Annotated in this window: 14 protein-coding genes; 13 read left to right on the top strand and 1 reads right to left on the bottom strand. The window is 61.6% G+C overall.

Annotated elements, in window-relative coordinates; translation table 11 throughout:
• Nucleotides 1–14 precede the first annotated feature (14 nt).
• From QOU61_RS14295 to QOU61_RS14355, 13 genes are all read left to right on the top strand, one after another.
• Complete coding sequence (locus QOU61_RS14295) at nt 15–1,202, top strand: M24 family metallopeptidase (protein WP_289659392.1); 1,188 nt, start codon at nt 15–17, stop codon at nt 1,200–1,202.
• Nucleotides 1,202–2,461: a pyridoxal-phosphate dependent enzyme gene (locus QOU61_RS14300; protein ID WP_289659394.1), complete on the top strand. Its 1,260-nt coding sequence runs from the start codon at nt 1,202–1,204 to the stop codon at nt 2,459–2,461. The genes QOU61_RS14295 and QOU61_RS14300 overlap by 1 nt, the downstream gene beginning before the upstream one ends.
• 14 nt (nt 2,462–2,475) lie before the next feature.
• Complete coding sequence (locus QOU61_RS14305; RefSeq protein WP_289659397.1) at nt 2,476–3,438, top strand: tripartite tricarboxylate transporter substrate binding protein; 963 nt, start codon at nt 2,476–2,478, stop codon at nt 3,436–3,438.
• Between the two features lie 55 nt (nt 3,439–3,493).
• On the top strand, nt 3,494–3,892 hold the full coding sequence (locus QOU61_RS14310; protein WP_289659399.1) for a tripartite tricarboxylate transporter TctB family protein: 399 nt from the start codon (nt 3,494–3,496) through the stop codon (nt 3,890–3,892).
• Nucleotides 3,892–5,403, top strand: coding sequence for a tripartite tricarboxylate transporter permease (locus QOU61_RS14315; protein ID WP_502876959.1), 1,512 nt, complete (start codon nt 3,892–3,894; stop codon nt 5,401–5,403). The genes QOU61_RS14310 and QOU61_RS14315 overlap by 1 nt, the downstream gene beginning before the upstream one ends.
• Nucleotides 5,400–7,670 (top strand): xanthine dehydrogenase family protein molybdopterin-binding subunit, encoded by a 2,271-nt coding sequence (locus tag QOU61_RS14320; RefSeq protein ID WP_289659403.1) that lies wholly within the window; start codon nt 5,400–5,402, stop codon nt 7,668–7,670. The genes QOU61_RS14315 and QOU61_RS14320 overlap by 4 nt, the downstream gene beginning before the upstream one ends.
• A 14-nt stretch (nt 7,671–7,684) precedes the next feature.
• Nucleotides 7,685–8,125, top strand: a complete 441-nt coding sequence (locus tag QOU61_RS14325) for an SRPBCC family protein (protein ID WP_289659405.1) — start codon at nt 7,685–7,687, stop codon at nt 8,123–8,125.
• Nucleotides 8,126–9,001, top strand: a complete 876-nt coding sequence (locus QOU61_RS14330; RefSeq protein WP_289659407.1) for an FAD binding domain-containing protein — start codon at nt 8,126–8,128, stop codon at nt 8,999–9,001.
• On the top strand, nt 8,994–9,461 hold the full coding sequence (locus QOU61_RS14335; RefSeq protein WP_289659409.1) for a (2Fe-2S)-binding protein: 468 nt from the start codon (nt 8,994–8,996) through the stop codon (nt 9,459–9,461). Before QOU61_RS14330 ends, QOU61_RS14335 begins: the two co-directional genes overlap by 8 nt.
• Nucleotides 9,454–10,413 carry an LLM class flavin-dependent oxidoreductase gene (locus QOU61_RS14340; RefSeq protein WP_289659411.1) on the top strand — a complete coding sequence of 320 codons (960 nt, stop codon included), beginning with the start codon at nt 9,454–9,456 and terminating at the stop codon, nt 10,411–10,413. The genes QOU61_RS14335 and QOU61_RS14340 overlap by 8 nt, the downstream gene beginning before the upstream one ends.
• 4 nt (nt 10,414–10,417) lie before the next feature.
• Nucleotides 10,418–11,425 carry an LLM class flavin-dependent oxidoreductase gene (locus QOU61_RS14345; protein WP_289659413.1) on the top strand — a complete coding sequence of 336 codons (1,008 nt, stop codon included), beginning with the start codon at nt 10,418–10,420 and terminating at the stop codon, nt 11,423–11,425.
• Nucleotides 11,386–12,051 carry a flavin reductase family protein gene (locus QOU61_RS14350; RefSeq protein ID WP_289659415.1) on the top strand — a complete coding sequence of 222 codons (666 nt, stop codon included), beginning with the start codon at nt 11,386–11,388 and terminating at the stop codon, nt 12,049–12,051. Before QOU61_RS14345 ends, QOU61_RS14350 begins: the two co-directional genes overlap by 40 nt.
• 137 nt (nt 12,052–12,188) lie before the next feature.
• A complete protein-coding gene (locus QOU61_RS14355; RefSeq protein WP_289659417.1) occupies nt 12,189–12,962 on the top strand; it encodes an IclR family transcriptional regulator in 774 nt (257 codons plus the stop codon).
• A gap of 59 nt (nt 12,963–13,021) precedes the next feature.
• On the opposite strand, the gene QOU61_RS14360 is transcribed toward QOU61_RS14355, so the two are convergent.
• Complete coding sequence (locus tag QOU61_RS14360; RefSeq protein ID WP_289659419.1) at nt 13,022–14,254, bottom strand: amidase; 1,233 nt, start codon at nt 14,252–14,254, stop codon at nt 13,022–13,024.
• Nucleotides 14,255–14,302: the final 48 nt, after the last annotated feature.

The following is a 14,302-nucleotide window of genomic DNA, read 5'->3' on the forward strand; positions in this document are numbered from 1 at the left end:
CGGGAGCGGTTTCGATGCTGTTGAATTCGGGGCGTCTGTTCGAGGGCATGAAGAAGGAGTCGCTGGCGGCAATCGTCGCGACGATGCCCGAAAACGTCACCTACTCGAGCGGCTTCTGGGCAATGAGCCAATGGATCAGGCGAGGGCCGCAGGCCTATGTGCTGACGCCTGCCGCGGGGCACGGCGATCCCGTTGTCATCGCGAGCACCGGTCTTGTTGACCTTGCGGCGGATCCGGAGGTCTGGGTCAAGGACGTTCGATGCTTCGGCAAGTTCATCGTGGATCGCGCGCCCAGCGTCGAACTTGATGCGCACGACACCAGAATCGAGTCGCTGCTGGCCGAACAGGACGGTGCCGATGCCGTCGCGGTGTTGGTGAAGGCGATCAAGGATCGCGGCCTTCAGAATTCAAGAATTGGTGTCGATGAGATCGGCATTCTTCCTCAATATTGGGACAAGCTGGCCGATGCGCTGCCGGGGGCGACCCTGGTACGGGCGGCGGATGTGTTTCGCTATGCGCGCGCGATCAAGACGCCGGAGGAGATCGCACGGCTGAGGAAATCGGCGCAGATTGCCGATCTTTCCATCAGCGCCGCGCTCGCGGTTGCGCGCCAGGGCAGCACCGAAATGGATCTGGCGCGGGCATTCCACACGAAGACCATCGTGGAAGGCGGGCTTCCGGTGCTGGGCTGTATCGGCGTCGGCACGCGCAGCGCGATGACCAATGTCCAGCCCGGCGAGTGGGCCCTGCGCAACGGCGACGTCATTCGCTTCGATGTGGGCGGACGCTACAAGCACTATCGAGCCGATATCGCGCGCAATGGTATTCTGGGCGAACCAAGTGAGAAGCTGCGCCGATATCACAAGGCCATCTGCGCGGGCCTTGATCGTGCGATCGCGATGATCAAGCCCGGCGTACGTGCCGCCGATGTGTTCAACGCGGCGGTCGAGACGGTGCGCCGCGAGGGTATTTCCCACTATCAGCGCAGTCACGTTGGCCATGGCATCGGTCTTGACGGTTATGATGCCCCCAATATCGCTCCTTCGAGCAACGACGTGTTCGAAGAGGGCATGGTCATCTGTGTCGAAACGCCATACTACGAGATGGGTTTTGCCGGTCTTCAGGTCGAGGACACGCTCGTCGTTACGAAAGATGGCGTCGATTCCTTCATGATCTCCGGGACAGAGCTGCGGGTGCTCTGATGGCAAGGGTGCTCGGGCTGCAGTGCATCCGTTGCGGTGCGCCTTATCCGGCGGCTCATTATGCGCGGGATTGCCCGGCCTGTGCGCCGACCGTCCGCGCCAACCTGACGATCGTCTACGACGAATCGCTCAGACGGCGTCGACCCAAGCCGACCAGCGCGGCCAGCCGCGGCCTTTGGCGATATGGCGATGTCCTGCCCGTTGCAGAGGAAGATGGTGTCTCCCTCGGCGAGGGCGGCTCGCAGCTTCACCATCTGTCTCGTTCGGGCCGGTCGATCAAGCTCCGCAATCTGTTCGCGAAGGACGAGACCAGAAATCCGACATGGTCGTTCAAGGACCGGCTCGCCTGCATGGCGGTGTCCAGCGGCAAGCAGCTCGGAGCAAAGGTCATCGTGTCGAGTTCGTCCGGAAATGCCGGAGCGGCAGCCGCGGCTTACGCTGCCAGGGCGGGCATGCCCTGCGTGGTGTTCACGTTCAAGGGGACCGCCGGCCCGATGCTGACGCAAATGCGCAGCTATGGGGCGAAGGTCGTCGCCGTCGAAAACAAGCCGGACCGCTGGCGGTTCATGGAATATGCGGTCCGGAAGTTCGATTGGTTCCCCACGTCACCATTCTTCGGGCCGGTGATCGGAAGCAATCCGTTCGGCATCGAAGGCTACAAGACCCTCGCCTACGAAGTGGTGGAGCAGCTCGGCTGGAAGGTTCCCGATTGGTGCATCTTGCCCGTCTGCTACGGGGACGCGCTGGTCGGCATGTGGCGCGGCTTCGAGGACATGATGGCATTCGGCTGGACGGACCGGATGCCGCGCATGGTCGCGGCCGAGGTTTATGGATCCATCGGTGCCGCGCTGGCCGACGGTTCCGACGCGCCGCCGGACATGCCGAGGGCGTTCGACACGGTGGCCGTATCCATCGGAGCTACCCAAGGCACCTACCAGGCCTTGGACATCGTTCGTCGCTCGAAGGGTGCGGCGCTGAAAATCAGCAACGAAGACATGATGTACTGGCAGGGATCGCTTGCTTCGGAAGAAGGGCTGTATGTCGAGCCATCGTCTGCGGCGGGACTCGCCGCTGCCGAGCAGCTGGCGAAGTCGGGGCATCTGGGCGTCGATGAGACTGTCGTCAGTCTGCTCACCGCCAGCGGTCTGAAAGATCCCGCGGCTACCGCGAAATGGCAAAGCGAGCTCGTGACGGTGCCGTCAAACCTAGAAGACGCGATCGCCGTGTTGACGGCGGCAGAGATCTTCCCGGGCAATTGATAGAGGAGATTGAAATGGTGTCGAAATTCGCGTCCATGGTGGCGAGCCTGGCCATCGCTACGTGGGCTCTGAATGTCGCGCCCGCCCGGGCCGAATATCCCGACAAACCGATCACGATGATCGTTCCCTGGGCGGCCGGCGGCAGCACCGATCAGACGGCCCGGGTCCTCGCGAAAGCTGCCGAGGCTTCGCTTGGCCAACCCGTCGTCATCATCAATCAGCCTGGAGCATCGACCACCATCGGCCTTGCGGCGCTGGCAAGCGCGAAGCCGGATGGCTACACGATCGGGACGTTGTCGAGCACCGGCTACCTGGTGGCCCTGCAGGGTCGGCAGCTTCCGTTCCACCCGATCGATTCATTCACCTACATCAGCTACTACGGTGACAACGTGATCGGCGTTGCGGTCCGATCCGACTCGCCATGGAAGTCGCTCAAGGATCTTGTGGAGGACGGAAAAGCCAGGCCCGGCGCAATCAAGTACGGAACCGCGGGGGTTGGCACAACGCAGCATCTCACGACAGAGGCGCTGCAATTCAGCTCCAAGGCGAAATTTGTCCATATCCCCCAGCAGGGATCGGCGGCTTCGATGCCGTCCCTTCTGGGAAAACACGTGGACTTTGTTACCGAGACCTCGGTCTGGGCTCCTTTTGTCGAAGACAAGCAAGTCCGGCTTCTGGCCGTTACCACGCCGAAAAGGTCGAAGCTGTATCCCGATGTGCCGACGCTCACGGAGCTGGGGTACAAGTCCCTGAGATCCGTGCAGGCGATCATCGGACCGGCCGGCATCCCCGAGCCCATCCGGATGAAGCTCGAAGGCGCATTCCGCACCGCTCTAAAAGACAAAGCCTTCCAGGAAACGATGGATCGTCTGGCCATGGAAACGATCGATCTGCCCGGCCCGGAGGTGAAGAAGCTCGTCGAAGGCGAATACGAGCTCGCCAGCGAGTTGGTAAAGGAAATCGGAAAGTCGAAGTAGTCAAAAGCGGGACACACTGATGGTCAGGATTGCACCGACATATCTCGCCATAGCAATGCTGGGCGTGCTGGCGCTGGTCTTCGGCGCCGGCGCACTCAAGCTCGGCTTCTGGGGCGATGATGGCCCGGGTGCAGGTCTGCTTCCGTTCGTCGTTTCCTCGCTGCTATTGCCGATGCTCTTTCTCGTACTGCGCGAGCCGCTTCCATCAGCGGAGACCGGCTTCACGGCAGGGCCTCTGTCCGCGATCGCGCTTGTCATCATCTACGCTGCGCTGCTGTCGCGAGCAGGCTTTGTGCTGTCGACGCTCGTGCTGCTCTTCTTGTGGATTCGTCTGTTCTATCGCCAAGGCTGGCTTCGCTCGGCGGCATGCAGTGCCGGTCTTACGGGCCTCGGCCTTCTGATCTTCGGTGTATTCCTGAAGGTTCCGATGCAGCTCTTTCCGGATTTCCAATGATCGACGCTCTGCAAAAACTCGCCTACGGCGTTTCTCTGTCGCTTGAGCCGGCAAATCTGCTCTATGCCTTCATCGGCTCAGTCCTGGGGACGCTCGTCGGCGTGCTGCCCGGCCTAGGCCCCGTGACGACCATCGCGGTGCTCCTTCCGGTCACCTACCACGCGGGATCACCGCTGGGCGCCATCATCATGCTGGCGTCGATCTATTACGGCGCGATGTACGGCGGTTCGACGACCTCCATCCTGCTGAAAGTGCCGGGTGAGGCGGCGTCGGTTGTCACCTGCATCGATGGTTACGAAATGGCCAAGAAGGGGCGTGCCGGTCCGGCCCTCGCGATCGCGGCGATCGGCTCCTTCATCGCGGGCACGTTGGCGGTATGTGCCCTGGCGCTGGTCGGCCCTGCTTTCGCGAGCTTTGCGGTCTCCTTTGGCCCGCCGGAATACTTCGCCCTTGCGCTCTTCGGCCTGTCGCTGAGTGCGACGCTGTCGGCGGGGTCGCCGATCCGCGGGATGTGTATGGTGTTCGCAGGACTGCTGCTCGGCCTGATCGGCGTTGACACCATAACCGGCGTCGAGCGCTACACCTTCGGCATCATGTCGATCAGCGACGGAATTGATCTCGTGCCGATGCTGATGGGGCTTTTTGGCCTCGGCGAGATCCTGCACAATCTCGACAGCAAGGATGAATCTTCGCTGGTGGCTTCGAAGGTCGGGCGTCTCTTTCCAAGCCGGGACGACTGGAACGAATCGAGCGGGCCAATCCTTCGGGGGTCCTTCATTGGCTTCCTCGTCGGATTGATACCCGGTGGCGGCGCGATCCTGGCCTCGTTGATGAGCTATACGTTGGAAAAAAAGCTGTCGAAGACGCCGGAGAAATTCGGCCATGGAGCCATTGCGGGCGTGGCCGGGCCCGAATCGGCCAACAATTCCGCTGCAACCGCATCATTCGTTCCGCTCCTCACGCTTGGTCTTCCGGGAAATGCCGTGACGGCCGTGCTGTTCGCCGGTCTGCTGATTCAGAACGTGCAGCCCGGACCACTCATGCTGGTCAAAAGTCCAGACGTGTTCTGGGGCGTGATCGCATCAATGTATGTCGGCAATATCATGTTGCTGATCCTGAACCTGCCGCTCGTCGGTCTGTGGGTTCAGCTGTTGCGGGTTCCCTCTTGGGTGCTCAGTCCGGCGATCCTGCTGATCGCAATATTTGGAACGTACAGTCTCCGGAGCAATTTCGCTGACGTCCAGACGCTTATGATCTTCGGCGCGATCGGATATGTCTTTCGCAAGGCCGACCTGGACGCAGGTCCGCTCATCATGGCGTTCATCCTGGCCAATATCCTGGACACCTCGCTGCGGCAGTCCCTGCTGATGGGCGACGGCAGCATCGCAATCGTCTTTCTGCGGCCGATCTCCGCTGTCATCCTTCTCGTCGCGGCAATCGTGGTGCTTACCCAGGCTTTCAAATACTTTCGTGGCGAACAAAGGCTTGGGGAGCCGGAGTCTGCGACATGACGACGGAGAGCTCCGATGCCGTGCGCAGCGACTTCTTCGAGAAGGTGACTGGGCGCGCCGAGTTCATCTCCGACCTGACGTTGCCTGGAATGCTTCAGGGGAGGGTGCTCAGAAGTCCTATTCCGCATGGTTTCATCAAGAGCATCGACGTCAGCGCGGCGCTTGAGATGGAGGGCGTCGTGACCGTCCTGACGGGAGCGGACCTGGTGGGACTCGATGCGAACTGGGGGTTGTTCCTGAAGGACAGGCCGGTCATCGCGGTCGATCGCGTCCGCTACGTCGGCGAGCCCGTCGCAATGGTGGCGGCGATCGACGAACGAACGGCGGAAGAGGCGCTGGAGCTCATCCAAATCGACTACGAACCGCTGCCATTCGTGACCGATGCCAGTGAAGCGATGGGCAAGGATGCTCCGCTCCTGCACGATGAGCACCGGACGCTGAAGGACTTCTACTTCAAGGGTGAAGCCAAGCCGGTACCAGGGACCAACATCTATCAGAACTATCGGTACGAACACGGCGACGTGGAAAAGGCATTCGTCGAGGCGGACCGCTGTTTTGAGGATGAGTTCGACTTTCCCATGGTCTTCCACTACGCGATGGAACCACATTGCGTCGTGGCATCCTTCGGCGAAGATGGACTGACCGTATGGAGCTGCGGGCAATCGCCAACCGCGGTGCAGAAGGTGCTGGCGCGCATCTTCAATCTGCCGCTGGCAAGGGTTCGGGTTCTGTCGCCCTATGTGGGCGGCGGTTTCGGAGGCAAGGCTTCCGTCAAAATCGATCCGCTCGTCGCGGCTCTTGCCTGGAAGGCGCGCAGGCCGGTTCGTGTATGCCTCTCCATCTCGGAGTCCATGCTGACCGCGCGGCGGCTGAGCGCCCGCGTCAGCATCAAGACGGCCGTTCGGAACGACGGCACTCTCCTCGGCAAGAGCGTGCGCGTCATCATGAACGGAGGCGCCTATGCTGATACAGGTCCAGCCGTCGCGATAAAGGCCGCCAATCGCGCAATCGGGCCGTATCATTTTCCGAATCTTCGGCTGGAAAGCCTGGCGGTCTACACCAACACGGTGCCCGGTGCGGCGTTCCGATCGATTGGCGGCCCGCAGGCGGTCTGGGCGACCGAATCGCAAATGGATATCATCGCGACGACGCTCGGGCTCGATCCCGTCGAGTTTCGTTACCACAACATGCTCAAGCGCGGGGAGCATGTACGTCCGGACCTGCGGCCGATCGACGTCGATATGGCGGAAGCAATGGGGCTGGCATCGCAGGCCATGAGCCGGCTCGAAGCGGGCGCGCCGGGACTGCGACTTTCAAACGGGACGGCGCTCGGCGTGTCCGATCCCGGCATTCTTCCTGTCGCCTCGCTGATGCTGAGGCTGAAGATCGATGGCTCCGTGCTCGTCGTATGCAACAGCGTGGAGATCGGTCAGGGGGTCCGCGAGGTTTTGCGCCGCTTGGCGGCCGAGCACCTTCATCAGAAGCCATCTGCGGTGTCTGTTTTGACGCCGGACACTGCGACGGCGCCTTTCGATTGGGGGACCGGTGCAAGCCGGTCATCACTGATGATGGGGATGGCAATTGAAGACGCGGCCAGGGATATCAGACGACAGCTCTGCGAAGTTGCCGCCATTGTCCTGGGCGTAGACCCCTCCACAGTCGATCTCCGCGATGGTGGAGTGGTCGCCGGCGATCGCTTCGTCACCTTCATGGAACTGCTGCACGCCTACTATGGCATCGATAGCGGCGAGATCGTCGCCATCGGTCGCATATCGCCACATTCCCGGGATGGAAACCTGGCGCTGGCGCCGTTGTTCTGGGAGACGGCCGCCGGCCGATGCGCCGTTGAACTCGACGAGGATACGGGAGAAATTCGCGTCCGTCGCTACGTCAGCGTTGCCGATATCGGCAGGGTCGTGAATCGAGCCGGCGCGGAGGGGCAGGACGAGGGCGCCGCCATCATGGGGCTTGGGCACGCCCTGTCCGAAGAACTTCTTTACAGCGACGGACAGCCGATCAATGCAACCATGATCGACTATCACGTCCCGACGATCGACGAAGTCCCCGACGTCTTCGCAACTATCCTGATCGAGAATCGCGATGGCCCGGGCCCTGGGGGCATGCGGGGCATGGGGGAGGGCGCGATCCTGCCGATGGCACCTGCGATTGCAAACGCGCTGGCTGCCGGCTTCGGCATCAGAGTGCGCGAGCTTCCTCTCACGCCCGAGCGAGTGTGGCGTGCGCTGCAAGCGAAGAAAGGTGCCTGACGATGGATTTCAGGATGGAAGCGTCGCTTCCGAGTGCTCCCGATAAGGTGTGGCTCGTCATGGTCGACATCGGTCGCATCGCGACGTGTGTTCCGGGCTGCGAACAGGTCGAGGAGCACGAATGGCTCAAACGCTATAGCGCCGTGCTCAAGCAGAAGATCGGTCCCTTCAAGCTGGAGGTGCCCGCGGAGATCGTTGTCGATGAGCACGAAGAGCCGAACTTCGTGCGCGCTCATGCCGTCGGCAAGGACAAGATTACCAAGACGACCCTGACCGTGAGGTTCGATGTCAAGCTGAGCCCTGCGGGCGCCACCGGAAGCAAGCTGACGGTCGATGCGGATTTGCAGATCGCCGGCCGGCTGGCCTCGCTCGGCTATTCGCTCATCAAGAAGAAGGCCGAAGAAAATTTCGCCCAGTTCGACCAGCGGCTGCGGGCCCAGTTGGAGAACATCTGAGTGCTGCTGTCGAAATTCCAGTACCATCGACCCGCCAATCTGGCCGCCGCTCACGAGATGATCGCGGCCTACGGGAGCGATGCGACGGTCTATGCCGGCGGGACGGAACTGCTTCTCGCGATGAAGGCGCGTGTTCTGAGATACGAGCACTTGATTGATCTGAAGCATATCGCAGCGCTGAACGAGCTGCGACGTGAGGACGGCTGGATCGCCGTCGGTCCGCTCGTGACGCATCATCGGCTGGCGACCGACGATATAATCCGCCGGCTGGTTCCCTCCTACGCCGCACTCAGCGACAACATCGCCAATATCCGCGTAAGGGTCGCCGGGACACTCGGCGGAAACTTGTGCTTCGCCGAACCGCACGCGGACCCACCGGCGTTGCTCGCCGCCATGGGTGCAACCGTGACGCTCAGTGGCCCGAACGGTGGCAGGTCAGTGCCGGCCGGCGACTTCATAGAGGGCGAGTTCACGACAGTTCGAGCCGACGACGAGCTGATGACGGAGATCCGGATTCCGATCACGAAACCGGGCGACCGCTATTCCTACAAGAGCTTCGGACACCTGGAGCGCCCGGCCGTCGGGGTTGCGGGCGGCCATCTCCGGCGCGACGGCAAAAGCGAATACAGGATTTGGATCGGCGCGATCAGCGATCGCCCCTTGCATATGAATATGGTCGAGGACGAGCTGGCAGGTGTGCCTCCGGGCGAAATTATGGATGTTCTGCGGCAGGTGACCGAGAAGGCCGCTTCCGAACTGCCGGCCCACGACGACTTGCATGGAGGCGCGGATTACAAGCGGCACCTGGCTGCAGTGCTGATGCGCCGGGCAATTCTGGAGGCCGCGGGTGCGGCAGGGGATTTTCCCAATGGTTGATACCCAGACTGTCGAGATCGCGATCTCAGTCAATGGGTGCGATCGGCGTCTTTCGGTCGAGCCGTCGGATCTGTTGATCGACGTGCTGCGCGATCGGCTCTCCCTCAAGGGAACGAAGCGCTCGTGCGATGTCGAAGTATGCGGCGCGTGCACGGTGCTTGTCGATCGCCTTCCGGTAAGCAGCTGCACGACGCTTGCGGTGGACGTCGATGGCAGATCCCTGACGACGGTCGAGGGTCTGGACGAAAATGGTCGGCTGAGCCGCGTTCAGCAGGCGTTCGTTGATCACGCTGCGATGCAGTGCGGCTTTTGCACGCCCGGAATGGTTCTGGCTACGACCGCATTGCTCGAGATCAATCCGAAGCCTTCCGAAGCGGAGATTCGTCACTTTCTTCGCGGCAACATCTGTCGCTGCACGGGCTACATCAAGATCCTTGAAGCGGTGAAGAGCCTTGTCTGACATCTCCATCTCAAGTGATGGGCGTGACGCGCCATCGGAGTTCAACGAGAAGGCCGCGGTCGGCGAAGCGGGAGGAGCTTCAACCTTCTGGATCGCAAATCATTTGTTTTTGCGCGATCCGGTCGTCCTGGCCACGCGAGCGCTTTCGCAGACGGAGCGTATGAGTGTCGCGTTGATGGCAGTGAGTCCGTTGACGCTGCACCCGGTGCAGATCGCGATGGCGGCAGCGACGCTGGACGAAGCGTTTCCCGGACGTGTGAAGCTGTGTCTTGGCGTCGGTGCGCCGGCCGACCTCAAGGCCCTTGAAATCGACGGATCGAGACCATTGAGGGCGATGCGCGAAGCACTGCGCATTATCCGCGCGCTGCTGGCTGGCGAAACCGTCAATTATCACGGCGAGACGTTTACCGTAGCAAGCCGGCGTTTGGTGACGGAGCGTCGGCCTGTTCCGCTCATCCTTGCGGCTTCCGGACCGCAGACGCTGAAGCTCGCCGGGGCAGAGGCCGATGGTGTGCTGATAAGCGCCGGCTCGTCCGTCCAGTTCGTCGAGCAGACGCTCAAGCATGTCGATGAGGGCACGAATGGGCGCAAGGTGCGGACACATGGACTTGTCTATGCAGCGGTCGGCGAGAGTGAAAGTGTAGCCAACGACCGCTTGAGGCGAATATTGGCGATCCTGCTGCGCGGTCCTCATCACCGGGCGAACCTTGATGCTGCGGGAAGCGCCCTGGACCAGGCAGCGCTAAACCAGGCTGTTGTTGCAGAGGACTGGGACCGCGCCCAGGCGATGATTACCGACGACATCGTTGCGCGTCATGCCGCCAGCGGCCCGCCGGCGCGGGTGAGAGAGCGGTTGGCCGCTTATCACGCCGCAGGCCTGGACGAAGTCATCGTCGCCGGCGCACGCGACGGCGATCAAATCCGCAAGATCCTGAGATCATTCAAGGGGTGAGAAGATGAAGTTCAGTGTGTGTCTTTCGACCGGCTTTGAAGGCGTGATGTACCCGATCCCCTTTGCCGGGCCGGAGGATTTCATCCGGCAGGCGCAGCTCTGTGAACGCCTGGGCTACGATTCTGTCTGGGGAAATGACCACATTACCACGCAGGATTATGTCAGGGATCTCTTCCCGGGAAGACCACCCAACTTCTATGAACCATTGGTGGTACTCGCAGCAATCGGGGCGGCCACAAAGAGACTGAAGCTTGGCACCGCGCTTACCGTGCTTCCGATGCGTGATCCCGTCTATCTCGCGAAGCAGGCCATCACGCTGGACCAAATGTCGAACGGCCGGTTCATCATGGCTGTGGGTCTCGGCGCTTACCGCGAAGAATTCCTCGCCTGGGGAGGTTCGCGTGCCGCCAAGGCGAGACGGGGCGACATGATGGACGAAGGGCTCGAGGCGTTGGAGCTGCTGTTCAACGAGAAGAGCTGCAGCTATGAGGGCAAATACTACACGTTCAAGGACGTGGAGATGTTTCCCAAGAGCACGGTTCAGCCCTTTCCGCTGTATATCGGGGGTCACAATCTTGAAGCGGTTGAGCGGGCGGCCCGCTACGGACAGGGTTGGCTGCCCGGATGGCGTCCGCTTGCGGAAATGGAGCAGCGGATTGCTGACCTCAAGGTGCGCGCCGCGAAGCTGGGACGCAATCCGTCCGAGATCGAAATCGCTCCCCAATTCTCGGTTACCGTCGACAAGACGCTGGAGGCCGCCGAGAAGCGGTATATGGAGAGCGGGCTCGTCGCTCATCGCGTCTCGCTGTCCTATACGGGACGTGACCTGAGCCATCAGGTCGTCGCAAACCTCGTCGGCTCGCCCGACGTGATCCTCGAGAAGATCGACAAGCTCCGCAGCATCGGCGTCGATCATTGCAGCGCGCTGATGTTCCCCGCCGATTCTGTTGCCGAAATGAACGAGCAAATTGAATGGTTCGCTTCGGATGTGATGGCAAAGGTGCCCAAATGAGCGAGGCTGGGGCGCCGGCTTCGTCGGACGAGTTCGATTGCTTCGACCTTGCATTGCTGACCCGGGCCGAGCGCTACAAGATCCTCACCGGTGCGGTGATTCCGCGACCGATCGCGTTCGTGACTTCACTGGGTCCGGACGGATTGGTGAATGCCGCTCCGTTTAGCCAGTTCGTCATTTTGGCGGTGGATCCCGGTCTGCTCGGTTTCTCCGTCGGCCCGCGACTGGCCGGGTCACATCCGAAGGACACGCTGGCGAATGTCAGGGCGGCGCGCGAGTTCGTCATCAACATGGTCCCGGAGGGGTGGGAGGATGTCGTGCAAAGGGCGAGCGACGAGCATCCCGCGGATGTCAGCGAAGTCGATCTGCTGGGTTTCAGGACGACGCCATCGACGCGGATTAAGACCCCAAGACTGTCGGGATCGAAGATCCAGTTTGAATGCGTCCTGGACCAGATTGTCAATTTTGGCGATGCGCCGAATCATCTTGTCGTCGGGAAGGTCGTCGCGATGCACGTGAAGTCTGGTTTGGCGCAGGATTGCAAGATCGATCCCAAGGCATATTCTCCGATCGCGAGAATAGGTGGTCGCAACTATGTGCGGTTAGGCGATCTGGTGAAAGCGTGAGCCGGATAGATATCGTCTTTTCTTCGTCGCCGCATCCGCGACTGACAATGTCTTGCGAGCTCTGGGTTTCTCTGCGCAATGGCCAGCTGATATGATGCTGGCGCACATCATGGCTATAGGTCAGGAACGGGCCTCTCATGGATAAGGTCGTGGCTGGGTCGGGAAGCCAAACTGTTTCTCGTGCGTTAAACGTCCTGGAGATGCTCGGAAACTCGGGTGAAATGGGCGTCAGGGAGATCGCGCGGAATCTCGGCATTGCTCCGAGCATGGCCCAGCGCCTGGTGAATGCCCTCGCGCGGGCGGACTTCGTGGAAAAGGCGGCAGAATCGACCAAATGGAAGATCGGCTACAAGGCGTTTCAGGTCGGCTCCGCTTTCTTGTCCAGCGTCGATCTGAACGCCGCGACCACGCCGGAGTTGCACTTTCTCGCGGATGAGAAGCAGGTCAACAGCTTTCTCGGCGTTCTGCGTGATCAGTCCGTGATCTATCTCGCAGCCGTTCAGAGTGGAGGCGGAATAACGATCACGAATGCTCCGGGATCACGCACCTACCTGCATTCAACTGCCCTTGGCAAAGCATTGCTGTCATCCAAGACCGACGAGGAGGCCGGGCACTTGTTGGGCCCGGCTCCCTACAAGCAACTGACCAGGAAGACCAGGCGGTCCTTTGCCGCCCTCGTGAAGGATCTCAACGAATGCCGGCGGTTGGGATACGCGATCTCTGACGAAGAAAACATCGATAACGTGTTTGCGGCAGGGGCGCCCGTGCGCAACGCAAGCGGTCAGACAATTGCGGCCTTGAGTGGCGCGGTCCCGCGACAAAAGCTCAGCGCGAAAGCCATAAGTGAGCTCTGCCAAACGGTGAAGGATGCCGCCGCGAGAGCTTCTCGGCGGCTGGGGGCTCCAGGCTAGACGTAACGGTCAGGCGGCACTGACCGCAAATATCCCGAGCACGGCATCTTCCAACTTGTTCAAAGCTGTTCCAGCCACGTTGCGACGCGAAGCAGATGCTGATCGGCGAAACGTGGTGCGACGATTTGCAGGCCTATCGGCAAGCCAAGCTTGCCGTGGAGTTTTGGCAGCGTGATGCAGGGCGCATGCAGAAGGGTCCAGAACGAATTCATGGCCGGATCGCCCGTGGAGGCGTGACCTTGGGGCGCCTCTCCGGTTGCGGCAAGGCTCAGGACCGTTCGGCCAGCCAAGACACCGGCGAGCTTCTCGCGGCAGGCTTCGCCGAGTTCGACGGCCTGCTCGTAGTCGGAAATTGAGATGCGCGACGCATGTTCAAAGCCCTGGCGGAATTGTTCGCTGAGCTTGTCGGCGTGATGGATATACTCGGTCAGGAAGCCATGCCGCATTTCGAAGTCGTGGATGAGCTTCGCGGCTTCCGGCAGTGACGCGAACTCTGCCGGCAGCTCGATTTCATCGATCATCAGCCCGCGGCCGCGCAGCGCCTTCACATAGTCGACCATTGCCTCGCGCGCGTCAGCATCGGCCCGCGCCCATGCTGGCCCCTGGCAGAAGGCGAGGGGAGGCGGGCGGTCGCCGGCCGCTGCCGGCTCTGTCATGGCCGCATGGTCGGCAAGGATGCCGTAGACATGAGCGCATTCCGGCACGCTGGTCGCAAAGACGCCAACCGTATCCAGTGAATCCGCGAGCGGGCGGATGCCGACGCGACTGATGCGGCCGAAGCTCGGCTTGAAGCCGACAACGCCGCAATAGGAGGCCGGGCGGATCACCGAGCCCAGCGTCTGCGTGCCGAGCGCGACTGGGACCATGCCGGAGGCGACCGCCGCGGCGGAGCCGCTGGAGGAGCCGCCTGGCGTGTGATCGGGGTTGCGCGGGTTGCGCGTGCGCGAAGGGGGCCACGCGGCGAACTCGGTGGAGACGGTCTTGCCAAGCACGACGGCGCCGTTGGCGCGCAAGCGGGAGACGACGGCGCAATCCGAGGCGGGCCGGTGGCCGCGATAGATCGGCGAGCCGTAGGATGTCGGCATGTCGCAGGTGTCGTGGTTGTCCTTGACGCCGACGATCCAGCCATGCAGCGGCTTCCCGGCGTGGATCCGATCGGTTTGTGCGGCCGCGTTCAACGCCGCTTCGCGGTCGAGAAATTCCCAGGCACGAATCGAGGGGTCGATCTCTTCGATGCGATCAAGGCAGGCCATCACTCGGCCAACTGCGGAGAGCTGCGTCTGCTTGTTCATTCTGATCTCGCTATCGATAAAGGTTAAGGGCGATGCCGGACCGCGTCC

The sequence above is a fragment of the Bradyrhizobium sp. NP1 genome (assembly GCF_030378205.1).
In the GTDB taxonomy this organism is placed as follows: domain Bacteria; phylum Pseudomonadota; class Alphaproteobacteria; order Rhizobiales; family Xanthobacteraceae; genus Bradyrhizobium.

Bases quoted from the DNA above. Each gene is read 5' to 3' on its own strand.
- QOU61_RS14305 (WP_289659397.1), top strand. From the start codon at position 2,476: ATGGTGTCGAAATTCGCGTCCATGGTGGCGAGCCTGGCCATCGCTACG.
- QOU61_RS14355 (WP_289659417.1), top strand. From the start codon at position 12,189: ATGGATAAGGTCGTGGCTGGGTCGGGAAGCCAAACTGTTTCTCGTGCG.
- QOU61_RS14295 (WP_289659392.1), top strand. From the start codon at position 15: ATGCTGTTGAATTCGGGGCGTCTGTTCGAGGGCATGAAGAAGGAGTCG.
- QOU61_RS14350 (WP_289659415.1), top strand. From the start codon at position 11,386: ATGGTTCGCTTCGGATGTGATGGCAAAGGTGCCCAAATGAGCGAGGCT.
- QOU61_RS14310 (WP_289659399.1), top strand. From the start codon at position 3,494: ATGCTGGGCGTGCTGGCGCTGGTCTTCGGCGCCGGCGCACTCAAGCTC.
- QOU61_RS14345 (WP_289659413.1), top strand. From the start codon at position 10,418: ATGAAGTTCAGTGTGTGTCTTTCGACCGGCTTTGAAGGCGTGATGTAC.
- QOU61_RS14300 (WP_289659394.1), top strand. From the start codon at position 1,202: ATGGCAAGGGTGCTCGGGCTGCAGTGCATCCGTTGCGGTGCGCCTTAT.
- QOU61_RS14360 (WP_289659419.1), bottom strand. From the start codon at position 14,254: ATGAACAAGCAGACGCAGCTCTCCGCAGTTGGCCGAGTGATGGCCTGC.
- QOU61_RS14335 (WP_289659409.1), top strand. From the start codon at position 8,994: ATGGTTGATACCCAGACTGTCGAGATCGCGATCTCAGTCAATGGGTGC.
- QOU61_RS14320 (WP_289659403.1), top strand. From the start codon at position 5,400: ATGACGACGGAGAGCTCCGATGCCGTGCGCAGCGACTTCTTCGAGAAG.
- QOU61_RS14325 (WP_289659405.1), top strand. From the start codon at position 7,685: ATGGAAGCGTCGCTTCCGAGTGCTCCCGATAAGGTGTGGCTCGTCATG.